At 53.6% G+C, this 25,150-nt stretch carries 26 protein-coding genes; 15 read left to right on the top strand and 11 right to left on the bottom strand.

Going from position 1 to position 25,150, the window contains the following annotated elements:
* Nucleotides 1-22 precede the first annotated feature (22 nt).
* Nucleotides 23-697, bottom strand: coding sequence for a 6-hydroxyaminopurine reductase (yiiM, locus tag E4Z61_RS16155; RefSeq protein WP_135323648.1), 675 nt, complete (start codon nucleotides 695-697; stop codon nucleotides 23-25).
* A gap of 151 nt (nucleotides 698-848) precedes the next feature.
* Between yiiM and E4Z61_RS16160 the strand changes: the two genes are divergently transcribed.
* Nucleotides 849-1,745, top strand: a complete 897-nt coding sequence (locus E4Z61_RS16160; protein WP_135323649.1) for a dihydrodipicolinate synthase family protein — start codon at nucleotides 849-851, stop codon at nucleotides 1,743-1,745.
* Between the two features lie 42 nt (nucleotides 1,746-1,787).
* Here E4Z61_RS16160 and kdgT read toward each other — a convergent pair whose 3' ends face one another.
* Complete coding sequence (gene kdgT / locus E4Z61_RS16165) at nucleotides 1,788-2,771, bottom strand: 2-keto-3-deoxygluconate transporter (RefSeq protein WP_135323650.1); 984 nt, start codon at nucleotides 2,769-2,771, stop codon at nucleotides 1,788-1,790.
* A 236-nt stretch (nucleotides 2,772-3,007) separates the two neighbouring features.
* Nucleotides 3,008-3,628, bottom strand: coding sequence for a superoxide dismutase [Mn] (sodA, locus tag E4Z61_RS16170; protein WP_096758838.1), 621 nt, complete (start codon nucleotides 3,626-3,628; stop codon nucleotides 3,008-3,010).
* 256 nt (nucleotides 3,629-3,884) lie between these two features.
* Here sodA and E4Z61_RS16175 point away from each other — a divergent pair, with 256 nt between their 5' ends.
* Together E4Z61_RS16175 and rhaT are read left to right on the top strand one after the other, a co-directional pair.
* Nucleotides 3,885-5,306 carry an L-fucose/L-arabinose isomerase family protein gene (locus E4Z61_RS16175; protein WP_135323651.1) on the top strand — a complete coding sequence of 474 codons (1,422 nt, stop codon included), beginning with the start codon at nucleotides 3,885-3,887 and terminating at the stop codon, nucleotides 5,304-5,306.
* A gap of 203 nt (nucleotides 5,307-5,509) precedes the next feature.
* A complete protein-coding gene (gene rhaT / locus E4Z61_RS16180; RefSeq protein ID WP_135323652.1) occupies nucleotides 5,510-6,544 on the top strand; it encodes an L-rhamnose/proton symporter RhaT in 1,035 nt (344 codons plus the stop codon).
* Here the strand turns inward: rhaT and rhaR are convergent.
* Together rhaR and rhaS are read right to left on the bottom strand one after the other, a co-directional pair.
* Nucleotides 6,541-7,389: an HTH-type transcriptional activator RhaR gene (rhaR, locus tag E4Z61_RS16185; RefSeq protein WP_135323653.1), complete on the bottom strand. Its 849-nt coding sequence runs from the start codon at nucleotides 7,387-7,389 to the stop codon at nucleotides 6,541-6,543. The genes rhaT and rhaR overlap by 4 nt on opposite strands.
* Nucleotides 7,390-7,473: 84 nt before the next feature.
* Entirely contained in the window at nucleotides 7,474-8,322 is an 849-nt protein-coding gene (rhaS, locus tag E4Z61_RS16190; protein WP_135323654.1) for an HTH-type transcriptional activator RhaS, read from the bottom strand.
* A gap of 303 nt (nucleotides 8,323-8,625) precedes the next feature.
* On the opposite strand from rhaS, the gene rhaB reads away from it, so the two are divergent.
* The 5 genes from rhaB to rhaM are packed head-to-tail and all read left to right on the top strand — an operon-like array spanning nucleotide 8,626 to nucleotide 13,741.
* A complete protein-coding gene (gene rhaB / locus E4Z61_RS16195) occupies nucleotides 8,626-10,095 on the top strand; it encodes a rhamnulokinase (protein WP_135323655.1) in 1,470 nt (489 codons plus the stop codon).
* A complete protein-coding gene (rhaA, locus tag E4Z61_RS16200) occupies nucleotides 10,092-11,351 on the top strand; it encodes an L-rhamnose isomerase (RefSeq protein ID WP_135323656.1) in 1,260 nt (419 codons plus the stop codon). Before rhaB ends, rhaA begins: the two co-directional genes overlap by 4 nt.
* Before the next feature lie 58 nt (nucleotides 11,352-11,409).
* On the top strand, nucleotides 11,410-12,237 hold the full coding sequence (gene rhaD / locus E4Z61_RS16205) for a rhamnulose-1-phosphate aldolase (protein ID WP_135323657.1): 828 nt from the start codon (nucleotides 11,410-11,412) through the stop codon (nucleotides 12,235-12,237).
* 44 nt (nucleotides 12,238-12,281) lie between these two features.
* On the top strand, nucleotides 12,282-13,430 hold the full coding sequence (gene fucO, locus E4Z61_RS16210) for a lactaldehyde reductase (RefSeq protein WP_135323658.1): 1,149 nt from the start codon (nucleotides 12,282-12,284) through the stop codon (nucleotides 13,428-13,430).
* Entirely contained in the window at nucleotides 13,427-13,741 is a 315-nt protein-coding gene (gene rhaM, locus E4Z61_RS16215) for an L-rhamnose mutarotase (protein WP_135323659.1), read from the top strand. The genes fucO and rhaM overlap by 4 nt, the downstream gene beginning before the upstream one ends.
* 47 nt (nucleotides 13,742-13,788) lie before the next feature.
* Here rhaM and E4Z61_RS16220 read toward each other — a convergent pair whose 3' ends face one another.
* On the bottom strand, nucleotides 13,789-14,337 hold the full coding sequence (locus E4Z61_RS16220) for a helix-turn-helix domain-containing protein (RefSeq protein WP_135323660.1): 549 nt from the start codon (nucleotides 14,335-14,337) through the stop codon (nucleotides 13,789-13,791).
* Between the two features lie 101 nt (nucleotides 14,338-14,438).
* Here E4Z61_RS16220 and E4Z61_RS16225 point away from each other — a divergent pair, with 101 nt between their 5' ends.
* Nucleotides 14,439-15,098: an AzlC family ABC transporter permease gene (locus tag E4Z61_RS16225; protein ID WP_135323661.1), complete on the top strand. Its 660-nt coding sequence runs from the start codon at nucleotides 14,439-14,441 to the stop codon at nucleotides 15,096-15,098.
* Nucleotides 15,098-15,421 (top strand): AzlD domain-containing protein, encoded by a 324-nt coding sequence (locus tag E4Z61_RS16230; RefSeq protein WP_135323662.1) that lies wholly within the window; start codon nucleotides 15,098-15,100, stop codon nucleotides 15,419-15,421. The genes E4Z61_RS16225 and E4Z61_RS16230 overlap by 1 nt, the downstream gene beginning before the upstream one ends.
* Nucleotides 15,422-15,463: 42 nt before the next feature.
* Here the strand turns inward: E4Z61_RS16230 and E4Z61_RS16235 are convergent, their stop codons facing one another.
* On the bottom strand, nucleotides 15,464-15,676 hold the full coding sequence (locus tag E4Z61_RS16235) for a YdgH/BhsA/McbA-like domain containing protein (protein ID WP_045449244.1): 213 nt from the start codon (nucleotides 15,674-15,676) through the stop codon (nucleotides 15,464-15,466).
* Between the two features lie 152 nt (nucleotides 15,677-15,828).
* On the bottom strand, nucleotides 15,829-16,665 hold the full coding sequence (fdhD, locus tag E4Z61_RS16240) for a formate dehydrogenase accessory sulfurtransferase FdhD (RefSeq protein ID WP_135323663.1): 837 nt from the start codon (nucleotides 16,663-16,665) through the stop codon (nucleotides 15,829-15,831).
* A gap of 194 nt (nucleotides 16,666-16,859) precedes the next feature.
* On the opposite strand from fdhD, the gene fdnG reads away from it, so the two are divergent.
* The 4 genes from fdnG to fdhE are packed head-to-tail and all read left to right on the top strand — an operon-like array spanning nucleotide 16,860 to nucleotide 22,383.
* Nucleotides 16,860-19,910: a formate dehydrogenase-N subunit alpha gene (gene fdnG, locus E4Z61_RS16250; protein WP_167817560.1), complete on the top strand. Its 3,051-nt coding sequence runs from the start codon at nucleotides 16,860-16,862 to the stop codon at nucleotides 19,908-19,910.
* Between the two features lie 12 nt (nucleotides 19,911-19,922).
* Nucleotides 19,923-20,825 (top strand): formate dehydrogenase O subunit beta, encoded by a 903-nt coding sequence (gene fdoH, locus E4Z61_RS16255; protein ID WP_135323665.1) that lies wholly within the window; start codon nucleotides 19,923-19,925, stop codon nucleotides 20,823-20,825.
* Entirely contained in the window at nucleotides 20,822-21,457 is a 636-nt protein-coding gene (fdoI, locus tag E4Z61_RS16260; RefSeq protein WP_135323666.1) for a formate dehydrogenase cytochrome b556 subunit, read from the top strand. The genes fdoH and fdoI overlap by 4 nt, the downstream gene beginning before the upstream one ends.
* On the top strand, nucleotides 21,454-22,383 hold the full coding sequence (gene fdhE, locus E4Z61_RS16265; protein WP_135323667.1) for a formate dehydrogenase accessory protein FdhE: 930 nt from the start codon (nucleotides 21,454-21,456) through the stop codon (nucleotides 22,381-22,383). The genes fdoI and fdhE overlap by 4 nt, the downstream gene beginning before the upstream one ends.
* 36 nt (nucleotides 22,384-22,419) lie before the next feature.
* On the opposite strand, the gene E4Z61_RS16270 is transcribed toward fdhE, so the two are convergent.
* Nucleotides 22,420-22,794 (bottom strand): type II toxin-antitoxin system VapC family toxin, encoded by a 375-nt coding sequence (locus E4Z61_RS16270; RefSeq protein WP_135323668.1) that lies wholly within the window; start codon nucleotides 22,792-22,794, stop codon nucleotides 22,420-22,422.
* Nucleotides 22,794-23,030, bottom strand: a complete 237-nt coding sequence (locus E4Z61_RS16275) for a ribbon-helix-helix domain-containing protein (RefSeq protein ID WP_205746870.1) — start codon at nucleotides 23,028-23,030, stop codon at nucleotides 22,794-22,796. Before E4Z61_RS16275 ends, E4Z61_RS16270 begins: the two co-directional genes overlap by 1 nt.
* Before the next feature lie 206 nt (nucleotides 23,031-23,236).
* Here E4Z61_RS16275 and E4Z61_RS16280 point away from each other — a divergent pair, with 206 nt between their 5' ends.
* Nucleotides 23,237-24,151 carry an alpha/beta hydrolase gene (locus E4Z61_RS16280; RefSeq protein WP_135323669.1) on the top strand — a complete coding sequence of 305 codons (915 nt, stop codon included), beginning with the start codon at nucleotides 23,237-23,239 and terminating at the stop codon, nucleotides 24,149-24,151.
* 39 nt (nucleotides 24,152-24,190) lie between these two features.
* On the opposite strand, the gene fabY is transcribed toward E4Z61_RS16280, so the two are convergent.
* Nucleotides 24,191-25,132 (bottom strand): fatty acid biosynthesis protein FabY, encoded by a 942-nt coding sequence (gene fabY, locus E4Z61_RS16285; RefSeq protein ID WP_167817561.1) that lies wholly within the window; start codon nucleotides 25,130-25,132, stop codon nucleotides 24,191-24,193.
* Between the last annotated feature and the right edge of the window lie 18 nt (nucleotides 25,133-25,150).

The following is a 25,150-nucleotide window of genomic DNA, read 5'->3' on the forward strand; positions in this document are numbered from 1 at the left end:
CTACGCTTCCTGCTGGGGGGAATTATTTCCCCCACAATCTCCGCGAATTGTCTTCGATTTTGCCGCTTAAACGGCGTTTCTGCATCGTTCTGGTCCAGCTTTTCGATAACCCCGCAGTCGACAGCAAACGGTGATACTGGTCGTTATCAAACGGCATATGCCAGGCAATGGCAATCGCCTCCTGCACGCTGACATCGCTCACACGAGACGCCAGCACCAGCGGCGCATCCGCCGACACCATGCCCGCCGCAATCACGCTGCACAACCAGCCGGTCTTGCCCGCATCCTGCATCTGGCTTGCCATGTCGCTAATGCCAAAATGGAAATTCAGCTTAAAGCATGGCGAGCGAGGCTGCGTGACCTGAATCAGCGCCTCTCCCCACTGGAAGATATCGCCGATATAGACATTCTCCTCCGTCAGCCCCTCTGTGGAGAGGTTCTCACCAAAAGCAGGGGCGACAAATAACTCCGCCTGTTCAGGAAAGGCTTGTCTCCAGTGCTGATAATGTTCACGCGGATAATGGCACAACGCGCGATCTGGCCCGCCGTGGATTTTCGTTTCCGCCTGTTCATCCCCCGTCAGACCCAGCTCAGTCAGCATCAGTTCGCCATCAACCTGGACCTTCGCAATTGCACTCGGACGGCTTCCCGTGTAATCCCGAATCTTGCCTGCAAATACATCAACCGGATATCGCATTTGTTCCCTCTCCCGATAACTTTTCCCCATTACACCATATTTATTTTACCCCAGTCGCTCAAAATGAGAGCACGGTTCACATGAAACTTAGGGACACATGCTATCAATGTAATCTTGTTTTGAAACATCATTTCAATTAAGGAGTCAACACGTGACGGGTCAATCGCAATTTGCTGGCGTCTGGTGTCCTTCCATTACGCCAATGGACAATGATGGCAAGATCGATTTCAACGGTCTAAGCCAGCATCTCAAACGCCTTACCGAGGCACAGATCGACGTTATTTTGCTGATGGGCAGTATTGGGGAATTTGCCTCCTTTACGCTCGAAGAGAGGCTGCTACTGATCCGCGAGGCCCGCGCTATGAGCTCGCTGAAGATGGTCGCCAACGTCTCATCCACCTGCCAGAATGATGTGCTGTTGATGGCGCAAGAGGCGCATCGCGCAGGATACGATGCCGTCATGATCCTGCCGCCTTACTATTACGGACAAACCGCTAAACAGCTACTGAGCTACTTCCGCCAGCTAGGGCAGAAGATTAGCGGCAAATGGTTTGCCTATAACTTCCCGGCACGTACCGGCTGTGATTTAACGCCTGAACTGGTTGCCACACTCGCCGCTGAGTTCCCGAACTTCGCCGGTATTAAAGACACAGTGGACTGCCAGTCGCATACCCGCAGCATGATCCAGACAACCCGCGCCGTGCGGGAAGATTTTGCTGTGCTCTCCGGCTACGACGAATATTACATTCCCAACCTGCTGGCAGGTGGCGCGGGGATTATTTCCGGTTTAAATAACGTGATGCCAGAGCTGTTTGTCCGCGCGCGTGAGGCGTTTAAGCAGGGCGACCTGGCGGCGTTGCGTGATATTCAGGATAAGATTGGCACCTACATGTCCATCTACGCCATTGGTGAGGATTTTGTCACCACCATTAAAACCGCAGTCTCACGTAAGTTTGGCTATTGCACCGGGGTTTCGCGTAATGCAGGTGGGGAGCTGAATGAAAGTGAGTGTCGAACTATTGATGAGGTGTTTGTAGTCAAAGGGTAAAACGGTTAAGCCGGACGGTACAGACCATCCGGCTTAATATCGTTACTTCACCGCACTGCGCATATCAATTGCCGCCGCCCTGGCTTTAGCTCTTTTCGACCAGATGGAGGTGATAATCGGTACGAGGATTGAGGTTACAATCACCGACGTCGCCACCAGAGAGGTAGCCGCCGGAGCCATTGGTTTAAACGCCGGGACCATTTCCGCAATCAGCACCGGCGTGGCGACCGCCGCACCTGCAGAACTGGAAGCCGCAATCCCCGCCGTGCCATCCCCTCCGCCGATCAGTTTATCAGCGATTATCAGCGGAATACCGGTGATAATAATCACCGCCACGCCCAGTAAGATCCCCAGCACACCAGTCTGAGCAATCACACTTAAATCAATGGTGTTACCCAATGCGAATGCAAAGAAAGGGATGAGTGTTTGTACCGCTTTACTGAAGAACTCGCGCAACTCAGGGTCCAGATTCCCCAGCGCGAAGCCAATCAGGAACGGCAATACCGCGCCGACAAACACATGCGGTTCAAACGAGGCAATCCCTGCGGTTCCCAGAATCACCATGGTCATCAGTGGGCCCGATTCCAGCGACATCAGGACAAACGCCCCAGCCTCTTCTTTGGTGCCGTACTGTTGCATAATCGATGCGTACAGCCCGCCGTTGGTCATATCCATGGCAGCCACCAGCGCCAGCGTGGACAACCCAGCGAAGAAACCCACTTCTACCCCATGCTCCGGAAGAATGCGTGAGGCTATCGCCGCAACCACCCATGCCACCAGAATCTTGGTTATCACTAACGTGCCAGATTTACGCAGCACGGTGCCGGTGGCGCTTAGCTTTATTGACGCCCCCATGCAAAAAAACCAGACGGCCAGAATCGGCACCGTCCCGGTGATCATACCGTTCGTAAAGGAGCCGAAGTATTTCCCGGCGCCGGGGGAAAAGGTGTGACACAGTGCGCCCAGAAAAAGCGGCACCAGCATCATTCCGCCAGGGATTTTCTCTATCGTACGTTTGATCTGCATTTCCATCACCTGTAGACATAAAAATGGGGCATTTTTTATGGGCGATTGCATCTTGCTTTTGAGATGCGCCCGTCTCGATGAAAAGAAGATAGACATTCGTAGAGATTATAAAAGTGATCCCACCCGCATAATAAAACCTTGTTTCAATTTAAGTGGATCATTGTTTTTATATTGATTTTGATCACAAAAAAACCCCCACAAGCATCGCTTGCAGGGGCATCATTAAAACGTAGAACTTATTTCTTCGCGGCGAAACGCGCTGCAGCTTCGTCCCAGTTCACTACGTCCCAGAACGCTTTGATGTAATCCGGGCGACGGTTCTGGAATTTCAGGTAGTAAGCGTGTTCCCAGACGTCCAGGCCCACGATCGGGAAGCCAGAAGCGCCAGAGATAGCCTCACCCATCAGCGGGGAGTCCTGGTTGGCGGTAGAAACCACAGCCAGTTTGTCACCTTTCAGTACCAGCCACGCCCAGCCGGAACCGAAACGGGTCGCAGCCGCTTTTTCAAACTCGGCTTTGAAGTTATCAACGGAGCCAAAGTCACGTTCGATAGCCGCTTTCAGGTCACCCTGCAGCGTAGTGCCGGTTTTCAGACCTTTCCAGAACAGGCTGTGGTTAGCGTGGCCGCCAGCGTTATTACGCAGTACGGTTTTCTTGTCTGCTGGCAACTGATCCAGTTTGGTGATCAGCTCTTCAACAGGCAGGCTAGCGAATTCAGGCAGGCTTTCCAGCGCAGCGTTAGCGTTGTTTACATAAGCCTGATGGTGTTTGGTATGGTGGATTTCCATCGTCTGCTTATCGAAGTGCGGTTCAAGGGCATCATAAGCGTACGGCAAGGATGGCAGTGTATAACTCATAATCATCTCCAGTATTGTCGGGCGGCCAGGTGTTAACGCCGCGTAAGCAGTTGGGACATTATAGTTAATTAAATGATATTGAAAATGATTATCAATGCCGTACTTTTTACATGGCTATTATGAAATGAAAGTGTGAGCATCACCGGGAAAATCAGGCGAATTTTGCCAACCCGCGCAGAAAACAGGCAGCAACATAAAGGACATGGGAGACAAAGCACGAGATAGTCTGCGGATTATCTCACGAGGAAATATTGCTATGTCTGTCAAAATCGCCCTTTTCGGCATCGGCCTCGACACATACTGGCCCCAGTTTACTGGTCTGGAGTCACGTCTTCAGGGGTATCTGCAAACGATTGATGAGCGCCTGACAGCGCAACACGCCACCGTCATTAACGGCGGCCTGATTGATAACGTCGACAAAGCCGATGCCCTTATCAGGCAATTGCAACAGCAGCCGGTCGATGCTGTCTGCCTGTACATCAGCACCTATGCACTCAGCGCAACGGTGCTGCCCCTGGTGCAGAGTATCAATAAGCCGGTCATTATTCTGGCCCTACAGCCGGAGCCTGGCCTGCCCTATTCGACGATCCGTCAAATCCCGGATCGGGGCGGGCGTACCGGAGAATGGCTGGCGCACTGCCAGGCCTGCAGCGCACCCGAGCTGGCAAACGTGTTTAACCGCGCGAACATCCATTTTCAGCTGATTGTTGGCGCATTGCAGGGCGATGAGTACGTTTGGCAACAAACGGCGCAGTGGTTACAGGCCCTGAACGCTCGTCAGATGCTGGCAAACTGTCAGGTCGGCGTACTTGGACACTACTATGACGGCATGGTGGACGTTTACAGCAATATGACGAATTTGTCCGCCAAATTGGGCGTGCGCTTTAAGCCGCTGGAAATGTGTGAGCTGGCGGAATATCGCGAGCAGGTCAGCGAGGCCGATCTCAGCGTCAAACGACAGGAAATGAACCGCGTGCTACAGGTGGACGCAGCATGTGAACCCGCAGAGCTTGACCGCGCGCTCGCCACAGCCTGCGCCATGGATAAACTCATCGACCAGAATACACTTGGCGCACTGGCCTATTACTACGAAGGCCGAAACGGTAATGCTTACGAGAATATCATCACCTCAATAATCCTCGGCAACACGCTGCTTACGCACCGTGGTATTCCCGTGGCAGGAGAATATGAAATCAAAAACGTGCTGGCGATGAAGATCCAGCAGCTTCTGGGCGCTGGGGGATCTTTCTCGGAGCCATATGGAATTGAATTTACTGATAATGTTGTATTGTGGGGACATGACGGTCCGGCACACCCGTTGATGGCGGACGGTCCGGTGAGTCTGGTGCCGCTACCGGTTTATCATGGTAAGCCCGGTAAAGGTGTGTCTATCCAAATGACCGTAAAACCGGGTCCGGTCACCTTTCTTTCGGTGATTGAAGATGCCGAAAACGGGGTGCGTTTGCAGTATGCCGAAGGTGAAGCGGTGGCGGGCGAAGTACTGGATATCGGCAACACCAACAGTCGCTATCGTTTCCCGTTATCGGCTCGTGAATTTACCACGCAATGGTGCCTGGGCGGTCCAGCCCACCATTGCAGTATTGGCCTTGGTCATCATGGCGACGTGCTGGAAAAACTCGCCTGGTTGCTGGGCATTCAGGCAGTAAAAATCGGCTAACCCGCGACATTTCCGCCCTTCTCAAAAAAGAGGGGCGGAACGGCAATTTGTGATCAACATCCCTTTCATCCCCTGAATTTTGCCAGCATTACCCATCCTGCGGCAGCATGCTGAAGGTTAATTCATTGCTCACTCTTTAGACTTTTGATCATCAAAACGGGTGATTTTCATCCAGCCAGATCGATAATTCAAAAGGAAACAGAATGGGTAACGCAATTACGATGGGGATATTCTGGCATCTTATCGGTGCCGCTAGTGCCGCTTGTTTCTATGCCCCTTTTAAAAAGGTACAACACTGGACCTGGGAAACCATGTGGTCCATAGGCGGCATTGTTTCATGGCTTATCCTTCCCTGGCTCGTCAGCACGATCCTGCTGCCGGATTTCTGGGCCTATTACAGTTCGTTCAGCGCGTCCACGCTGCTGCCGATATTTTTATTCGGCGCGATGTGGGGGATCGGTAACATCAACTATGGCCTGACCATGCGCTATCTCGGCATGTCGATGGGGATCGGTATCGCCATCGGCATTACACTGATTGTTGGCACCTTAATGACGCCAATCATTGCCGGTAAATTTGATGTACTCATCGGTACACCGGGTGGTCGTATGACCCTATTCGGCGTGCTGGTCGCCCTGATCGGTGTGGCGATTGTCACCCGTGCCGGACAGCTAAAAGAGCGCAAAATGGGTATCAAAGCCGAGGAGTTCAACCTGAAAAAAGGTCTGATACTGGCGGTGATGTGCGGCTTTTTCTCCGCCGGGATGTCCTTTGCCATGGATGCGGCTAAACCAATGCACGAAGCAGCCGCAGCACTCGGTATCGATCCGCTGTATGTCGCTCTGCCAAGCTACGTGGTCATCATGGGCGGCGGCGCGGTGATCAACCTGGGATACTGCTTCATTCGTCTGGCTAAAATGAAAAACCTGTCGGTAAAAGCCGACTTCTCGTTAGCAAAACCGCTGATTATCAGCAATATCCTGTTCTCAGCGCTCGCCGGTTTGATGTGGTATCTCCAGTTCTTCTTTTACGCCTGGGGCCATGCCAAAATTCCGGCGCAGTATGACTACATGAGCTGGATGCTGCACATGAGTTTCTACGTCCTGTGCGGCGGTATCGTAGGCCTGATCATGAAAGAGTGGAGTAATGCGGGTCGCCGCCCGGTCAGCGTGCTGAGCCTCGGCTGCGTGGTGATTATCGTCGCCGCCAACATTGTCGGTATGGGGATGGCAAGCTAGTCCTGTCGATTACTGAGATGACGCCACTGGCTGGGCGTCATCCCGGTTTCCCGCGTGAATACCACCGAAAAGTAGTTACTGTCCTCAAAGCCACAGCGCATAGAAATCTCACTAATCATCAACCGACTGTGCGTGAGCAGATACTGAGCATGGCAGACCCGCACCTGGCGAAGGTATTGGTTGATGGTCATCCCGGTTTGGCTGCGAAACTGCTGGCGCAAAACCCGCTCGCTACACTGTTCGCGCTCACAAAATTTGTCCAGTTCAAAGGCATGTTCATGGCTGCCGGCCAACGCGGTGATCAGTTTATCCAGCAGCGTTTCACTCGATGTCGCCGGGAGCGTATCCGTGGCATAACGATGACGTTTGAGGAGAGTCACCAGTTGCCCAAACAGCAGTTCTGCCATGTCATTACTTAACGGATCGCGCTGTTGGCTTTCATGCTCCAACTGGCTAATCACCTGTCGGACCAGGGTCATGCCGACACTGCCGAGCCGCCAGTGGGGCTGCCGCTGCGAGCCGTTAAACCCGGGGATCGCACCTTCCCACCCCAGGTTCAGCGTCAGCCGCTCCGGGCAGTAGATGATATTCTGCAAGACGAGGTCGTTAACGGAGGTATACGAGTGTTTATCTTCGGCGCGAATGTAAAACAGATCGCCACGGGTTATCCGGTACGGGCGATCGTTGAGAACATGTAGACCATTGCCGCGCCACACCATCACCAGTTCGCAAAACTCATGAGTGTGCTCGGCAAAGACATCCTGCGGATAACGATCAGCCACCGCGACGGCCTGCTGGTCATGGGCAAAGAATTCTGATTTTAGAAGGACTAGCTGATTCGTCACCACAATATTCCCTGCCGGATAGCGGCTTCTTAAGCCAATCATTACTAACAAATACGGCGGCAAAAAACGGTGATAGCTTTCGCGTTACTGGAGGCTGCTTCCCGTTATGACGTCACGGCCCTGGCGAATATCACGTGGCGACCAGTCAAACTCTCGGCGAAACAGCGTCGAAAAGTGATTACTGTCGCCAAAACCACAGCAATAAGCAATGTCCGTTACACTATCGTCACTGTGACGCAGTAAATGTCGTGCCTTGATTAACCGTAGACGATTGAGATAGCGCTGCGGCGTCAGCCCAGTTTGCTGCTTGAGCTGACGGTGCAGAGTGCGTAAAGAGAGTGAAAACTGTTCAGCCACCGTTTCCCAGCATACTTCGTCGGCAAAGTGATCTTCCAGCCACGCCATCAGGCGATTAATCCGCGCGTCGTTATCCGCTGCCGTGTCCATCAGGCTGCTTTTGCGTAACAACACCAGCAACTGCATAAACAGGATCTCGCGATTTGCCGCGGTCGGCGTATCCATCTCTTCACCAAGATGTACTATCTGCCCTATTAAATAATGAACTTGTTGCAATACGTTCTGATTCACGCGCCAGTGGGACGGATACTGACCATCTTGTTCCTGAGGCAACAGCTGGTTTAATCCGGACAGAAACTGAAACGCATCTGGGGAACGATACAGCACGTTCGTCAGACACAGGTTGTCAGTATGTTCATATAAATGTCTGTCATGATCGCGGACAAAGCATACCGTTCCGCCGCTAATGGTGTAGGGCTGCCCATTGAAAACATGAATACCTGTTCCATGCTCAACTATCACAATTTCATGAAAATCATGATGATGCTCGGGGAAAGCGGCTTGAGGAAGCCGCGGTTCAATAGCGACTGGCGCTTTACCTGCCGGAAAAAAATCCACGCAATGCAGTACGGTCATGATGACTTCCTTCCTGATCAAATGAACATAGCTGAATAGTAATTAAGCGTTATCCCCCTCACCTTAAATTTTTGACGCCAAAGTGCGTAAACACGGTTAATTCTTCAAGAAATGGCGGGAAACATCAGGAATTGCGGAAGGGGTCACATCAGGTAAAAACCGTCTCATTACCTCAAATTGTGAACACTATCACGTTCACCTTTGCCATGTTGCCAGCCGAGAATTGTGGCTGTCACTGGCGAGAAGGTACGTGTTTTCGCGGGTTCTTAGACTGAGTGCAATAAAACTCAGAAGGACCTCGCTATGACTCTTCGCCATTGTGTCGCTGTCGATCTCGGCGCATCCAGTGGACGCGTAATGCTGGCGCGTTACGACAGTGACCACCGCACTCTGACGCTGCGTGAAATCCATCGCTTCGTTAACTGTCTGCAAAAAACAGACGGTTTTGACACTTGGGATATCGACAGCCTGGAAAACGACATTCGTCTGGGGCTGAAGAAAGTCTGCGATGAAGGCATTCTCATTGACAGTATCGGCATCGATACCTGGGGCGTGGACTACGTCCTGATCGGTAAAAACGGTCAGCGCATCGGCCTGCCGGTTTCTTACCGCGACAGCCGCACCACCGGCGTAATGTCGCAGGCCTTAGCACAGCTTGGTAACAGCGAGATCTATCGCCGCAGCGGCATTCAGTTTCTGCCCTTTAATACCTTGTATCAGCTGCGCGCGCTGGTCGAACAGCAGCCAGAACTGATCCCACAGGTAGCGCATGCCCTGCTGATCCCCGATTACTTCGGCTACCGTCTGACCGGCGAAATGAACTGGGAATATACCAACGCCACCACCACGCAGTTGGTCAATATCAACACTGACGACTGGGATGACACCCTGCTGGCATGGACCGGCGCGGACAAAACCTGGTTTGGTCGGCCAACGCATCCCGGAAACGTAATTGGTCACTGGATCTGCCCGCAGAAAAATCAAATCCCGGTAGTTGCCGTCGCCAGCCACGACACCGCCAGCGCGGTAATCGCCTCACCGCTGGCCGATAACAACTGCGCCTATCTCTCATCCGGTACCTGGTCACTGATGGGTTTTGAGAGCAAAACACCGTATGCCAACGAGGCTGCGTTGGCGGCAAATATCACCAACGAAGGAGGCGCGGAAGGACGTTACCGCGTGCTGAAAAATATTATGGGGCTGTGGCTGCTACAACGGGTATTAAAAGAGCGGCAGATTACCGACCTGCCCGCGCTTATCGCCCAAACCGAAGCGCTACCGGCCTGCCGGTTCCTGGTTAACCCGAACGACGATCGTTTTATTAATCCCGCCAACATGAGCGCAGAAATTCAGGCCGCGTGTCGTGAATCCTGCCAACCCGTCCCGGTTCAGGATGCAGAGTTAGCACGCTGTATTTTCGACAGTCTGGCGTTGCTGTACGCAGATGTCTTGCAGGAACTGGCGAACCTGCGCGGCGAAGCGTTTAACCAACTGCATATTGTTGGCGGCGGCTGCCAGAACACCCTACTCAACCAGCTTTGCGCGGATGCCTGCGGTATTCGCGTCATGTCCGGGCCTATTGAGGCCTCCACGCTCGGCAATATTGGCGTCCAGTTAATGACGCTGGACGAGCTTAACAACGTCGATGATTTCCGCCAGGTGGTACGAGCCAACTACGACCTGACAACCTTCATCCCAAATCCTGAAAGTGAAATTGCCCGCTACCAGGCGCAGTTTCAATCAACACGACAGACTAAGGAGCTTTGCGCATGACCACTCAACTTGAACAAGCCTGGGAACTGGCAAAACTGCGTTTCGCCGCGATAGGCATCGATGTCGAGGCGGCATTACGCCAGCTCGATCGTCTGCCTGTCTCCATGCACTGCTGGCAGGGCGATGACGTCGCCGGATTCGAAAACCCAGAAGGCTCGCTCACCGGCGGTATTCAGGCTACCGGTAACTATCCAGGCAAAGCGCGTAACGCTACCGAGCTGCGTGCCGATCTGGAGCAGGCGCTGAGCCTTATTCCTGGCCCAAAACGTCTGAACCTGCACGCGATTTATCTGGAGTCCGACACCCCGGTTGCCCGCGACCAAATCAAACCTGAACACTTTAAAAACTGGGTGGAATGGGCGAAAGCGAACCAGTTAGGTCTGGATTTCAACCCATCCTGCTTCTCGCATCCGCTGAGTGCCGACGGCTTCACGCTGGCACACGCTGACGACAGCATCCGCCAGTTCTGGATTGACCACTGCAAAGCCAGCCGTCGCGTATCCGCGTATTTTGGCGAGCAACTGGGCACGCCGTCGGTGATGAACATCTGGATCCCGGACGGCATGAAAGACATCACCGTTGACCGCCTGGCACCGCGCCAACGCCTGCTTGAGGCGCTGGACGATGTCATCAGCGAGAAGTTCGACCCGGCGCATCATATCGATGCCGTCGAGAGCAAATTGTTTGGTATCGGCGCAGAAAGCTACACCGTCGGCTCCAACGAGTTTTACATGGGCTATGCCACCAGCCGCCAGACCGCGCTGTGCCTGGATGCGGGTCACTTCCACCCAACTGAAGTAATTTCCGACAAGATCTCCGCCGCCATGCTGTACGTCCCGCGCCTGCTGCTGCACGTCAGCCGTCCGGTGCGCTGGGACAGCGACCACGTGGTACTGCTGGATGATGAAACCCAGGCGATTGCCAGCGAGATCGTGCGCCATAACCTGTTCGACCGCGTACACATTGGCCTCGACTTCTTCGATGCTTCGATCAACCGCATCGCCGCCTGGGTTATTGGTACCCGCAATATGAAGAAAGCCCTGCTGCGTGCGCTGTTAGAGCCAACCGAACAGCTTCGTCAGCTCGAAGCCAGCGGCGACTACACCGCCCGTCTGGCCCTGCTGGAAGAGCAAAAATCGCTGCCGTGGCAGGCCGTCTGGGAAATGTATTGCCAACGTCACGACACCCCGACAGGCAGCCAGTGGCTGGACAGCGTCCGCGCTTATGAAAAAGAGATTCTAAGCAAACGTAGCTAACCCTTTTTGCCGGATGGCGACTTCGCGTATCCGGCATTGAATAAGACAGGTATAAACCATGCAGAACATTACTAATTCCTGGTTCGTCCAGGGGATGATCAAAGCCACTTCCGATGCCTGGCTGAAAGGCTGGGATGAGCGTAACGGTGGCAACCTGACGCTGCGCCTGGATGATGCAGACATTGCGCCATTTAGCGACAATTTCCACGAAAAACCGCGCTATATCGCCCTGAGTCAGCCGATGCCGCTGCTGGCCAACACGCCGTTTATCGTCACTGGTTCCGGCAAATTCTTCCGTAACGTCCAGCTCGATCCGGCGGCCAATTTGGGCGTGGTAAAAATCGACAGTGACGGCGCGGGCTACCACATTCTTTGGGGTCTGACCCACGAAGCCGTACCGACCTCTGAACTGCCCGCGCACTTCCTTTCCCACTGCGAACGCATTAAAGCCACCAATGGCAAAGACCGTGTGATCATGCACTGCCATGCAACCAACCTGATCGCCCTGACCTATGTGCTGGAAAACACCACTGCGCTGATAACCCGCAAGCTGTGGGAAGGCAGCACCGAATGCCTGGTGGTATTCCCGGATGGCGTCGGTATTCTGCCGTGGATGGTTCCAGGCACCGATGAAATCGGTCAGGCTACCGCACAGGAAATGCAAAAACACACACTGGTACTGTGGCCGTTCCACGGCGTATTCGGCAGCGGACCGACACTCGACGAAGCGTTCGGTTTGATAGACACCGCCGAGAAGTCTGCTGAAGTTTTAGTCAAAATTTATTCAATGGGCGGTATGAAGCAGACCATCACGCGCGAAGAACTGATTGCACTCGGTAAACGTTTTGCCGTGACGCCGCTGGCCAGCGCCATAGAGCTGTACTGATACCTCCCACCGCAGACAGGACGTTATATTTAAGGAGAATACTTATGAGCTTTATGTTGGCACTACCAAAAATCAGTCTGCATGGCGCTGGTGCAATTGGCGATATGGTCAACCTCGTGGCGAACAAGCAATGGGGTAAAGCGCTGATCGTCACCGATGGCCAACTGGTCAAACTGGGCCTGCTGGACAGTCTGTTTACTGCCCTGGATGCGCATGAAATGTCGTATCACCTGTTCGACGAAGTGTTCCCGAACCCAACGGAAGAACTGGTACAGAAAGGTTTTGCGGCATACCAGGATGCACAATGTGATTACATTATCGCTTTCGGCGGCGGCAGCCCGATCGATACCGCTAAAGCGGTGAAAATCCTGACCGCCAACCCAGGTCCGTCTACCGCCTATTCAGGCGTGGGCAAAGTCAAAAACGCGGGTGTACCGCTGATTGCCATTAACACTACCGCCGGTACGGCAGCAGAGATGACCAGCAACGCGGTGATCATTGATTCCTCGCGCAAAGTAAAAGAAGTCATCATCGATCCGAACATTATTCCGGATATCGCCGTGGATGACGCCAGCGTCATGCTGGACATTCCGGCCTCCGTCACCGCAGCCACCGGTATGGATGCCCTGACCCACGCGGTGGAAGCCTATGTTTCCGTCGGCGCACATCCGCTCACCGACGCCAACGCGCTGGAAGCCATTCGCCTGATCAACCTGTGGCTACCGAAAGCGGTCGATGAAGGTCACAACCTCGAAGCCCGTGAGCAAATGGCGTTTGGTCAGTATCTGGCGGGGATGGCCTTCAACAGCGCCGGTCTCGGTCTGGTGCATGCGCTGGCGCACCAACCGGGCGCGACGCACAACCTGCCACACGGCGTCTGCAACGCCATCCTGCTGCCGATTATCGAAAACTTTAACCGCCCGAACGCCGTCGCGCGCTTTGCTCGCGTAGCGCAGGCAATGGGTGTTGATACCCGTGGAATGAGTGATGACGCAGCAAGCACGGAAGCCATCAACGCTATCCGCGCACTGAGCAAGCGTGTGGGCATTCCGACGGGCTTCAGCCAGCTAGGCGTGACCAAAGAAGACATTGAAGGGTGGCTGGACAAAGCCCTCGCCGATCCGTGCGCGCCGTGTAACCCGCGCACCGCCAGTCGCGACGAGGTCCGCGCGCTGTATCTGGAGGCGTTATGATCCGCAAAGCCTTTGTGATGCAGGTGAATGCTGACGCCCACGTTGAGTATCAGCGTCGTCATAATCCCATCTGGCCGGAACTGGAAGCCGTACTGAAAGCCCACGGCGCCCATCACTACGCGATTTATCTCGACCAGGAACGCAATCTGCTGTTCGCCACCGTCGAGATTGAATCAGAAGAGCGTTGGAATGCCGTCGCCAGTACCGACGTGTGCCAGCGTTGGTGGAAGCATATGCGTGACGTGATGCCCACCCACTCGGACAACAGCCCGGTAAGCGCAGAGCTGAAAGAAGTGTTTTATATGCAGTAATTTGGTGAGCCGGATAAGGCGCTTATGCGTCGCATCCGGCATAACAATTAATTCTGTTCGGCTACCAGAATCGCCTGGGTATCAGGCTCCAGCGCTTTAAAGATATGCGCCTGGTCAGCGGGATAACAAATGTAATCCCCTTCACCTAACTCTTCCGGTGCGTCGATCAGTCCCACCAGCGCTTTACCTTGCGTCACAATAATGTGCTCAATCGATCCCGGCGGATGCGGGTGTGAAACGCGGTCGGCACCCGGCTGTGTCAGCAACAGATAGATATCCCGCCTGGCACCCGGTGGGCAGGCTGCCAGTAAAATTGCCTGATAATGAGCCTGTTCCGCCACCACTTTTGTTCCTTCACCCCGGCGTATCACCTGAGTCTTTTGCTCCAACGGCTCCAGCAGTCGCGCAAAGGGAATATCCAGCGCCACACACAGCGACCACAGCGTTTCCAGGCTAGGATTGCCATTGCCTGCTTCCAACTGCGAGAGCGTCGATTTTGCAATTCCCGCGCGACGGGCAATTTCTGCGAGCGACAGTCCGGTACGCTGACGCTCACGGACCAGGCTTTTCGCAATCATACTGATGGGTTGGGTCATACACGACTCCATGTTTTATATATCGAACGAAACGTTCGACTTGTAAATCAAACTGGTCGCGTTCATTATAATGGAAATTCGTTCGATATGGCTAAAGTAGGATGAAACATTATTTTTCCAGTCTCAAAGGCGACACCATAAAAGCGATCCTTTTAGTGTGTCTGGCGGTCGGTGTGGTGGGGATGTCTTATGGTTCGCTGGCGATGGCCTATGGCTTTCCGCTGTGGGTACCGTTTGTGCTCTCCATTACCGTGTTGGCTGGCGCATCTGAATTTATGTTTATCGGTATTATCGCCAGCGGCGGTAATCCGCTTGCCGCCGCAGCAGCCGGATTACTGGTGAATGCTCGCCACGTTCCGTTCGGCGTGACGGTACGCGATCTGGTAGGTACGCGTGCTGCCAGTTTTCTTGGCTGCCATATCATGAACGACGAAAGCGTGGTGTTCGGCCTGTCGCAAAAAACGCCGGAGCAGCGCAAAGCCGCCTACTGGCTGTGCGGTCTAGGTGTTGCTATTGTCTGGCCGCTGGGAACACTGCTCGGGGCGATGGTTGGCAAGCTGCTGCCCGCCCCGGAAACGATCGGTCTGGATGCCGTATTCCCGGCCATTCTGCTGGCCTTAGTGGTCCCGGCATTTAAAAACCGTACCACGCTGGTTCGTGCCTGTAGCGGGGCCGCACTGTCGCTCGCCGCCGTCCCATTTGCTCCGGTTGGCCTGCCAGTCCTGCTTTCACTGTTTGGCTTACTGACGAGGAAGAAATAATGGGCAACATGACGCTGTTTATCGTCGGTATCGCCATGCTATCCCTGGGAACGTATTTAATGCGTTTAGGCGGAGCGAAACTGGGGAGTCGTTTGGCATTTTCCGAGCGCTCACAAGCGCTGCTTTCAGATGCGGCAACAGTCTTATTGTTCTCCGTCGCACTGGCGACCACTTTTTACGAAGGTGAACACTTCGCCGGGATGGCGCGCGTTCTCGGCGTGGCATTTGCGGTGTTTCTCGCCTGGCGCAAGATGCCGCTGATTGTGGTGATTATCGCCGCGGCCGTGGCCACCGCGCTGTTGAGAATGGCGGGAATAAACTAAAAAAGCGCCTCGAAGGCGCTCTTTCTACAGTACTGAGATGACTTATTTCAGCAGTTCAGCGGTCATATGCACGCGGTTACCGGTATAGGCCTGGGTGATTTTGTAATCGCTGGCACCTGCACGTTCAGCCTGAGCGGCGATTTTTGCTTCAGCGCTGTCCAGTGTAGAACCGGTTGCGGTAACAGACTGAGCAGCGAAAGAACCGAATGAAGTAGCGAGAGCGATAACTGCGACAAAAGTTTTGATGCTTTTCATGATATAAATCCTTTCACTTAGTTGTTTGAGTAAGGCGACTTGCCTTGATGTGATAAATAATAGCCCTCACATCGCACAACTAAAAGCGGAAGGATTTGCCTGTTTTATTCAGTTTTATTGAATGAAATTTATTCGGTTTTATTGAATGAAATTTATTCAGCGATCAAACGTTCAGGATGCGTGTAGATCGTCGCCCTGCCCGGTTTGCAAAAACCCACCAGCGTCAGGTTACAGCGTTCGGCAACTTCAACGGCCAGCGTTGTCGCAGCAGAAACAGCAAACAGGATCTCCACGCCGCACATCGCCGACTTCTGCACCATCTCGTAGCTAGCACGGCTGGAGACTAATACCGCGCCTTGCCGCCAGGCTCCCTCTTCGATTGCACGCCGCCCGAGCAATTTGTCCAGCGCAACGTGACGACCCACATCTTCATGCCCTCCCGCCAGGTTTCCCGACGGTTGTACCCAGGCAGCCGCGTGCGTACAACCTGTCAGTTGCCCAACAGGCTGGAAATCAGGGAGATGCCTTAAGGCGTTATCGAGATGCGCCAGATCGAATGTCTGGGTAAACGGCAGAGGCGGGACTGGCTTGCCGATGTCATTGAGTTGCTCGACGCCGCAAACGCCACAACCGGTACGACCGGCCAGCGCACGACGGCGCTCCTTCAGCCCCATAAAACGGCGGCTGGAGAGCTCAACTTGCACCTCTAATCCGTTACAGGAAGGAACTACTTCCATTCCATAGATATCCTGCGGGCGCTCAATAATGCCTTCAGAAAGTGAAAAGCCCATCGCGAAATGCTCAAGATCTTTCGGGGATGCCATCATCACCACATGCGATATCCCGTTGTAAACCAGTGCAACAGGCACCTCTTCAGCGACCTCATCAGGCTGAGGATGTTGCAAATCCTCCCGTTTCCAGAGAGTCAACTGACGCGATCCCGTCAAAGTCGTCACATTTTTGATGTTTTCTTGAATAATCTTATTCACTTTCTTTTAACCATATTGGAACACACATACCAACATTGTGGTATTCTTTACAAATCCCTCCTGGACGGAGGGAAATTCACCCAATTTTGGACCTTTGCGGTCCCGTCCGCAAAGAAAAATAACAACCACTTCCCTCGCGAGCGCGATACACCAATGTGAAGGGAACGTGACAATGTCGAAACAAGGAGCGAACCATGCAGGTCAGCAGAAGGCAGTTCTTTAAGATCTGCGCTGGCGGTATGGCAGGCACCACGGCGGCGGCTCTGGGTTTTGCACCCGGTGTAGCGCTAGCGGAAACACGGCAATATAAACTGCTGCGTACCCGCGAAACCCGTAACACCTGCACTTACTGTTCCGTTGGCTGTGGACTGTTAATGTACAGTCTCGGTGACGGTGCGAAAAACGCCAAAGCATCCATCTTCCATATCGAGGGCGATCCGGACCATCCGGTGAACCGCGGCGCACTGTGCCCGAAAGGGGCTGGTCTGGTGGATTTCATCCACTCCGAAAGCCGGCTTAAATTCCCGGAATACCGTGCACCAGGTTCCGATAAGTGGCAACAAATTAGCTGGGATGAGGCATTTGACCGCATCGCGAAGCTGATGAAAGAAGACCGCGACGCTAACTACGTTGCGCAGAACGCTGAAGGCGTCACCGTTAACCGCTGGCTTTCCACCGGGATGTTGTGTGCTTCCGCATCCAGTAATGAAACCGGCTATTTAACGCAAAAATTCTCCCGCGCGCTGGGTATGCTCGCGGTCGACAACCAGGCACGCGTCTGACACGGACCAACGGTAGCAAGTCTTGCTCCAACATTTGGTCGCGGTGCGATGACCAACCACTGGGTCGACATCAAAAATGCCAACCTCATTGTGGTGATGGGCGGTAACGCCGCTGAAGCGCACCCGGTCGGGTTCCGCTGGGCGATGGAAGCCAAAATTCACAACGGCGCGAAGCTGATTGTGATCGATCCTCGCTTTACGCGAACCGCTGCTGTGGCTGATTTCTATGCCCCAATTCGTTCTGGTACTGACATTGCCTTCCTGTCAGGCGTCTTGCTGTACCTGCTGAACAACGAAAAATTTAACCGCGAATACACCGAGGCCTATACCAACGCCAGCCTGATCGTGCGTGAAGATTATGGCTTCGAAGATGGCTTGTTCACCGGCTACGACGCGGACAAACGCAAGTATGATAAAACCAGCTGGAACTACGAGCTGGATGAAAAAGGCTTCGCCAAACGCGATGTCACACTGCAACATCCGCGCTGTGTCTGGAACCTGCTGAAAACGCACGTTTCCCGCTACACGCCGGACGTCGTCGAAAACATCTGCGGTACGCCGAAAGCTGACTTCCTGAAAGTCTGCGAATACATTGCTGAAACCAGCGTGAAAGATAAAACTGCGTCGTTCCTGTACGCGCTGGGCTGGACACAACACTCCGTGGGCGCGCAAAACATCCGCACCATGGCGATGATCCAGTTGCTGCTCGGCAATATGGGGATGGCTGGCGGCGGCGTTAACGCCCTGCGTGGTCACTCCAATATTCAGGGGCTGACTGACTTAGGCCTGCTGTCACAGAGCCTGCCTGGCTACATGACGCTGCCAAACGAAAAACAAACCGACCTGCAAACTTACCTTGCCGCCAACACACCAAAACCGTTGCTGGAAGGTCAGGTGAACTACTGGGGCAACTACCCGAAATTCTTCGTCTCGATGATGAAAGCCTTCTTTGGCGATAAAGCAACAGCGGAAAACAGCTGGGGCTTCGACTGGCTGCCGAAGTGGGACAAAGGGTATGACGTTCTGCAGTACTTCGAGATGATGAACCAGGGCAAAGTAAATGGCTACATCTGCCAGGGCTTCAACCCGGTTGCCTCATTCCCGAACAAAAACAAGGTTGTGGCTTCACTGTCAAAACTGAAATTCCTGGTAACTATCGATCCGCTCAACACCGAAACATCCACCTTCTGGCAAAACCACGGTGAGTCGAACGATGTTGATCCATCGAAAATCCAGACTGAAGTTTTCCGCCTGCCGTCTACCTGCTTTGCGGAAGAAAACGGTTCTATCGTTAACTCTGGTCGCTGGCTGCAATGGCACTGGAAAGGTGCGGATGCCCCAGGGATTGCCGCCACTGACGGTGAAATCCTCGCCGGTATCTTCCTGCGTCTGCGTAAAATGTACGCCGAACAGGGCGGTGCAAACCCGGAACAGGTGCTGAGTATGACCTGGAACTACTCCACGCCGCACGAACCGGCTTCGGAAGAAGTGGCGATGGAGAGTAACGGTAAAGCACTGGCCGACATTACCGACCCGGCTACCGGCGCGGTTATCGTCAAGAAAGGCCAACAGCTTAGCTCGTTTGCCCAGTTGCGCGACGACGGTACAACCTCCAGCGGTTGCTGGATTTTCGCCGGGAGCTGGACGCCGGAAGGCAACCAGATGGCGCGTCGCGATAACGCAGACCCGTCGGGCCTTGGCAATACGCTGGGCTGGGCCTGGGCATGGCCGCTCAACCGTCGCATTCTGTATAACCGTGCCTCCGCTGACCCACAGGGGAATCCGTGGGATCCAAAACGTCAAATCCTGAAATGGGATGGGACGAAATGGAGCGGGATGGATATTCCGGACTACAGCGCCGCCGCACCTGGCAGTAATGTCGGACCGTTTATCATGCAGCCCGAAGGTATGGGGCGTCTGTTTGCTATCGATAAGATGGCAGAAGGTCCATTCCCGGAACACTACGAGCCGTTTGAAACGCCACTGGGGACTAACCCGCTGCACCCGAACGTTATCTCTAACCCTGCCGCCCGTATCTTTAAAGGCGACGAAGAAGCACTGGGTAAAGCGGATAAGTTCCCGTACGTCGGGACGACCTACCGTCTGACCGAGCACTTCCACTACTGGACCAAGCATGCGCTACTGAACGCCATCGCCCAGCCTGAACAGTTTGTGGAAATTGGCGAGAAGCTGGCGAATAAGCTCGGCATCTCCCACGGCGATACCGTTAAAGTCTCTTCTAACCGCGGCTATATCAAAGCCAAAGCGGTGGTGACCAAGCGCATTCGCACGCTGAAGGCTAACGGTCAGGATATCGACACCATCGGCATTCCGATTCACTGGGGCTACGAAGGTGTGGCGAAAAAAGGCTTTATCGCTAACACGTTAACGCCATTCGTCGGCGATGCAAACACGCAGACGCCGGAATTTAAGTCCTTCCTCGTGAACGTGGAAAAGGTGTAACGGAGACGACCTATGGCTTATCAATCGCAAGACATTATTCGTCGTTCCGCCACTAACGGTTTCACCCCCGCGCCTCAGGCGCGGGATCACCAGGAAGAAGTGGCAAAGCTTATCGACGTCACTACCTGTATCGGCTGTAAGGCTTGTCAGGTAGCGTGCTCGGAATGGAACGACATCCGTGATGAAGTGGGTAACAACGTTGGGGTGTACGACAACCCGGCCGATTTGACCGCCAAGTCCTGGACGGTGATGCGCTTCTCAGAAGTGGAGCAAGACGACAAACTGGAGTGGCTGATCCGTAAGGATGGCTGCATGCACTGTGCCGATCCGGGCTGCCTGAAGGCGTGTCCGGCGGAAGGAGCAATCATTCAGTATGCCAACGGCATCGTCGACTTCCAGTCTGAGCAGTGTATTGGCTGCGGCTACTGCATTGCAGGCTGCCCGTTCGACGTGCCACGCCTTAACCCGGAAGACAACCGCGTCTACAAATGTACGCTGTGCGTTGACCGTGTGGTGGTAGGACAAGAGCCGGCCTGCGTGAAAACGTGTCCAACCGGCGCGATTCATTTCGGCACCAAAGAGTCGATGAAAACGCTGGCAGGCGAGCGCGTGGCGGAGCTGAAAACCCGTGGTTACGATAATGCGGGTCTGTACGATCCGATAGGTGTTGGTGGTACGCACGTGATGTACGTATTGCATCATGCCGACAAGCCGAATCTGTATCACGGCCTGCCGGAAAACCCGGAAATCAGCGCCACCGTGAAGTTCTGGAAAGGCATCTGGAAACCTCTCGCAGCGGTCGGCTTTGCAGCGACATTTGCGGCCAGTATCTTCCACTACGTCGGCGTAGGCCCGAACCGTGCGGAAGAGGAAGAAGACAATCTGCATGAAAAAGACGATGAGGTGCGCAAATGAAACGACGTGACACCATCGTGCGCTACACGGCGCCGGAACGCATCAACCACTGGGTCACCGCCTTCTGCTTCATGTTAGCGGCAATAAGTGGGCTGGGCTTTTTCTTCCCATCCTTCAACTGGCTGATGCAGATAATGGGCACCCCACAACTGGCGCGAATTCTGCATCCGTTTGTCGGCGTGATCATGTTTGCCTCGTTTATCATCATGTTTTTCCGTTACTGGCACCACAATCTAATCAATCGGGATGATATCTTTTGGGCGAAGAATATTCGTAAGATCGTCGTCAACGAGGAAGTAGGTGACACGGGACGTTATAACTTCGGCCAGAAATGCGTATTCTGGGCGGCGATTATCTTCCTGGTCCTGTTGCTGGTGAGTGGAGTGATCATCTGGCGTCCGTATTTTGCGCCTGCTTTCTCAATCCCGGTGATCCGATTCGCGTTAATGCTGCATTCATTTGCCGCAGTAGCGTTAATTGTGGTTATCATGGTGCACATTTACGCCGCCCTTTGGGTGAAAGGCACCATTACCGCGATGGTGGAAGGATGGGTCACCAGTGCATGGGCGAAGAAACATCACCCGCGCTGGTACCGTGAAGTCCGCCAGAAACAGGAAAAGTCATCTGAATGAGTATTCGCATAATCCCGCAAGATGAGCTGGGTTCGAGCGAGAAACGCACGGCGGAGTACATTCCGCCGTTATTGTTCCCCAGACTCAAGAACCTCTACAACCGTCGCGCCGATCGTCTGCGCGAGCTGGCCGAGAACAATCCGCTGGGTGATTACCTGCGCTTCGCGGCGCTGATTGCCCACGCGCAGGAAGTGGTGCTGTACGACCATCCGTTACAGATGGATCTTACTGCGCGTATCAAAGAAGCGAACGATCAGGGCAAGCCGCCGCTGGATATCCAGGTTCTGCCACGCGATAAGCACTGGCAAAAACTGCTGCAGTCGTTAATTGCTGAGCTGAAGCCAGAAATGAGCGGTCCCGCGTTAGCGGTGATCGAGAATCTGGAAAAAGCCTCAGAGCAAGAACTGGAACTAATGGCCAGCGCACTGTTTGCTTCTGATTTTGCGTCAGTTAGCAGTGATAAAGCACCATTTATCTGGGCCGCGCTGTCGCTCTACTGGGCCCAGATGGCAACCCTGATCCCCGGTAAAGCCCGTGCTGAATACGGTGAGCAGCGCCAGTTCTGTCCGGTGTGCGGTTCAATGCCGGTTTCCAGTATGGTACAAATTGGTACCACTCAGGGGCTGCGCTATCTGCACTGCAACCTGTGCGAAACAGAGTGGCACGTGGTGCGCGTGAAGTGCAGCAACTGCGAGCAAAGCCGTGATTTGAACTACTGGTCACTGGATAACGAACAGTCAGCGATTAAAGCTGAAAGCTGCGGCGACTGCGGGACTTACCTGAAGATTTTATATCAGGAAAAAGATCCAAAAGTAGAAGCTGTTGCCGACGACCTCGCCTCACTGATGCTGGACGCGCACATGGAGCAAGAGGGCTTTGCCCGCAGCTCCATCAACCCGTTCCTGTTCCCGGGTGAAGGGGAGTAAGTCTTTTGTTGTATCGGGCGGCGAAAGTCGCCCGGGTTACAATTCGTATGGCGTCACCACGCCCGGTATTCCGGCAAAGTCCTTTGTATTACGCGTGACCAGTTCAAGGCGATGAACTTGCGCTGTCGCCAGAATAATGGCATCCGGAAGTTTCATCCCATACTCCTGGCGCAGAGCAACACTTCGCTGGGCAATTTCCTGCGATACACCAATAACGTTAAACGCGCTCATCGCAACGCGCGTGCGGTGCTCCTGATTATATTTTTTGGCACCCACCATCACTTCCATCCAGGTAATAAGGCTAATCGCATTCTGCGGTGGCCATGCTTCTAACGCTTGTTTTGCTTCGCGCCGCCCACTGAATAAGTCGATTAAAATATTGGTGTCAAAAAGTGCCGACCCATTAGCCATTACCACTCCTCACGCAGTTTGCGCTGGTATTCCACACCGTCTTCTTCACAGCCCTGCCACAAGCCAAGTGCATTGGAAATAGTCGTATTTGACTGTCTTTCCAGATACTGCTCAACAGCCTCTCGCAACAACTCCGCACGGGGAAGGTTGCGTTGCACTTTGAGATCGTCCAGTCGTTTAATCATTTCATCTGATAAATCGAGTAAAATTCTGCCCATATCCAGCCCAATCATCATACTTATATATATCTCTAGTATATCACTCAAGATTAAAATACGAGCAATTTACACCCGGTTAATTTTAAAGAGAAGAGCTCTGCAGGTGGTAAATGTACTTTTGCGAGCCACTTTCCAGAATCACTGACCAGGCAAACATCCCCATTTTCTTTTGCCAATATCCAGGTTATAAACCTGTATATCCATACAGATAAAGGAAGTTAAAAATGCCACTAGAAAACGGAATTTCACAGTTAGTTGACGAATTTATCGCGGCAGGGCGTCCCTCTTCGCGAGAGCAAAATATTGATGACCGGAGAACAGGCTATATTGCCAGTACGGTGCTCGCCGGTGAGAAAGAGATGCGAGTCAAATCAGAAGACATTGTGCTGGAAGGTATGATATTTCGTGTGATATCACCGCTAAACGCGACACGATCTCTACCTTGCGTTATTTATTACCATGGCGGCTGCTTTGTCAGCGGCGGATTTGCGACACATGATAATCAGCTAAGACAGCTCGCTTTTTACAGCGGCTGCCGGGTGATTGCCATGCAGTACCGCCTTGCACCTGAGCATACCTTCCCGGCAGCGCACGATGATGCTGAAAGCGGGGCAAATATCATCTGGAAATATGCAGAAGAACTGGGCGTAGACCGAGAGAACATCTCGCTTGCTGGCGACAGCGCTGGCGGACACGTGGCACTGGTCACTGCGCTACGTCTGAAAGCCACAAATCAATGGCAGCCTGCGCGACTCATGCTGATCTACCCTATGCTCGATGCCACCTCCAGCTTTGCCAGCTACATCACCAATGGGCAGGATTACATTATCACCCGCGACACGCTGCTTTCCGGCTACGAGATGTATATGCCACAGACTAACCTACAGCACGCAGAAGCCAGCCCGCTGTGGCGGGACGATTTCACCGGTTTGCCACCCACACACATCATTACTGCCGAATATGACCCGCTACGCGATGAGGGTGAAGCGCTGTACCAAAGGCTCCTGGAGCAAAGTGTGGAGTGCACTTGCCAGCGCTATCTCGGCGTCATCCACGGCTTTTTCCAGCTGGGAGGTATTAGCCAGACAGCGCGAAGTGCCATGCGGGATATTGCCTGGCGTGTTGCAACACGCGAATAAAACGCGGACAAGGTAGAATAAAGAGCAGAGATCTCCCCCCTACTCTTCTTCATTCCCGCCTTCTTCATAGGCGCCAAATGGCTTCGCGGGTAGCACAATGTACGTGCCTTCAAACACTACACCCGCCTTGTCATCGCCAAAAAGCTCAACCTGCATCTGAACTCGCGCCTTACGGCCTCGAGCCAGACGATCGAGATCGCCGCTCAGCGAACCAAGATCGGCAATGGCCGTCGGCTTCCCGGTGATCGCCCTACTGTATCGGATATGCGCGTCAGCGAGGATAATCGTCCCACCCAGATGGCGTTCACGCAGCATCAACCAGATAAGCCCCCAACCGGTTAACGTTGCCAGAGAAAACAGGCTCCCGGCGAACAGAGTATGGTGCGGGTTCTGATTTCCTGTCTCAGGCATCGTCGTAATAAATTTTTGCCCGGTATATTGCTGAATACGTACGCCCATTTTCTCGCTCAGCGGAATATGTTCGTACCAGGCTTGTTGGAGCTGTCCACACCAGTCTCCGCGATGAAGAATATCATCCAGTGTGGCGATGGGTTTGATCATCAAAAAGTGGCGCACTGGTGTGGTTTGCGGCGTGGTGATTTCTCCCTGACTCACAAATCCCAATTTGGCAAAAAATTCAACCGCATCTTCACGGGCGCTACAGGTCACACGCTTTACCCCTTCCTGACGCGCCACGGATTCAAGGGTCATCGCCATCAGCGTTCCCAGTCCTTTCTCCTGAACCGACGGGTCAACGGCCATAAAACGTATAGAAGCTTCGTTATCCGCATTGATGTAAAGACGCCCCACAGCGACCAGATTGCCCTCTTCATCCACCACCATCTGGTGATGTGCCATGGCATCCCAGGCATCCCGCTCAGATCCTTTTGGCTGATGCAATGGCTTACGCAGCATCTCCCAGCGAAACTGGTAGTAGCGCTCCAATTCCTCTTCTGTTTGCGGTACTCGAAGGTGATACATAGTTGTATTCTCTCTTGT

The organism is Citrobacter tructae (assembly GCF_004684345.1).
GTDB lineage: Bacteria > Pseudomonadota > Gammaproteobacteria > Enterobacterales > Enterobacteriaceae > Citrobacter > Citrobacter tructae.

Coding starts and splice junctions, on each gene's coding strand:
- E4Z61_RS16280 (WP_135323669.1), top strand. CDS start 23,237: ATGCCACTAGAAAACGGAATTTCACAGTTAGTTGACGAATTTATCGCG.
- E4Z61_RS16220 (WP_135323660.1), bottom strand. CDS start 14,337: ATGACCCAACCCATCAGTATGATTGCGAAAAGCCTGGTCCGTGAGCGT.
- E4Z61_RS16225 (WP_135323661.1), top strand. CDS start 14,439: ATGAAACATTATTTTTCCAGTCTCAAAGGCGACACCATAAAAGCGATC.
- fdoH (WP_135323665.1), top strand. CDS start 19,923: ATGGCTTATCAATCGCAAGACATTATTCGTCGTTCCGCCACTAACGGT.
- sodA (WP_096758838.1), bottom strand. CDS start 3,628: ATGAGTTATACACTGCCATCCTTGCCGTACGCTTATGATGCCCTTGAA.
- rhaB (WP_135323655.1), top strand. CDS start 8,626: ATGACTCTTCGCCATTGTGTCGCTGTCGATCTCGGCGCATCCAGTGGA.
- fdhE (WP_135323667.1), top strand. CDS start 21,454: ATGAGTATTCGCATAATCCCGCAAGATGAGCTGGGTTCGAGCGAGAAA.
- kdgT (WP_135323650.1), bottom strand. CDS start 2,771: ATGCAGATCAAACGTACGATAGAGAAAATCCCTGGCGGAATGATGCTG.
- E4Z61_RS16275 (WP_205746870.1), bottom strand. CDS start 23,030: ATGATGATTGGGCTGGATATGGGCAGAATTTTACTCGATTTATCAGAT.
- rhaT (WP_135323652.1), top strand. CDS start 5,510: ATGGGTAACGCAATTACGATGGGGATATTCTGGCATCTTATCGGTGCC.
- E4Z61_RS16175 (WP_135323651.1), top strand. CDS start 3,885: ATGTCTGTCAAAATCGCCCTTTTCGGCATCGGCCTCGACACATACTGG.
- rhaM (WP_135323659.1), top strand. CDS start 13,427: ATGATCCGCAAAGCCTTTGTGATGCAGGTGAATGCTGACGCCCACGTT.
- E4Z61_RS16235 (WP_045449244.1), bottom strand. CDS start 15,676: ATGAAAAGCATCAAAACTTTTGTCGCAGTTATCGCTCTCGCTACTTCA.
- rhaS (WP_135323654.1), bottom strand. CDS start 8,322: ATGACCGTACTGCATTGCGTGGATTTTTTTCCGGCAGGTAAAGCGCCA.
- rhaA (WP_135323656.1), top strand. CDS start 10,092: ATGACCACTCAACTTGAACAAGCCTGGGAACTGGCAAAACTGCGTTTC.
- fucO (WP_135323658.1), top strand. CDS start 12,282: ATGAGCTTTATGTTGGCACTACCAAAAATCAGTCTGCATGGCGCTGGT.
- E4Z61_RS16270 (WP_135323668.1), bottom strand. CDS start 22,794: ATGGCTAATGGGTCGGCACTTTTTGACACCAATATTTTAATCGACTTA.
- rhaD (WP_135323657.1), top strand. CDS start 11,410: ATGCAGAACATTACTAATTCCTGGTTCGTCCAGGGGATGATCAAAGCC.
- fabY (WP_167817561.1), bottom strand. CDS start 25,132: ATGTATCACCTTCGAGTACCGCAAACAGAAGAGGAATTGGAGCGCTAC.
- yiiM (WP_135323648.1), bottom strand. CDS start 697: ATGCGATATCCGGTTGATGTATTTGCAGGCAAGATTCGGGATTACACG.
- E4Z61_RS16230 (WP_135323662.1), top strand. CDS start 15,098: ATGGGCAACATGACGCTGTTTATCGTCGGTATCGCCATGCTATCCCTG.
- fdoI (WP_135323666.1), top strand. CDS start 20,822: ATGAAACGACGTGACACCATCGTGCGCTACACGGCGCCGGAACGCATC.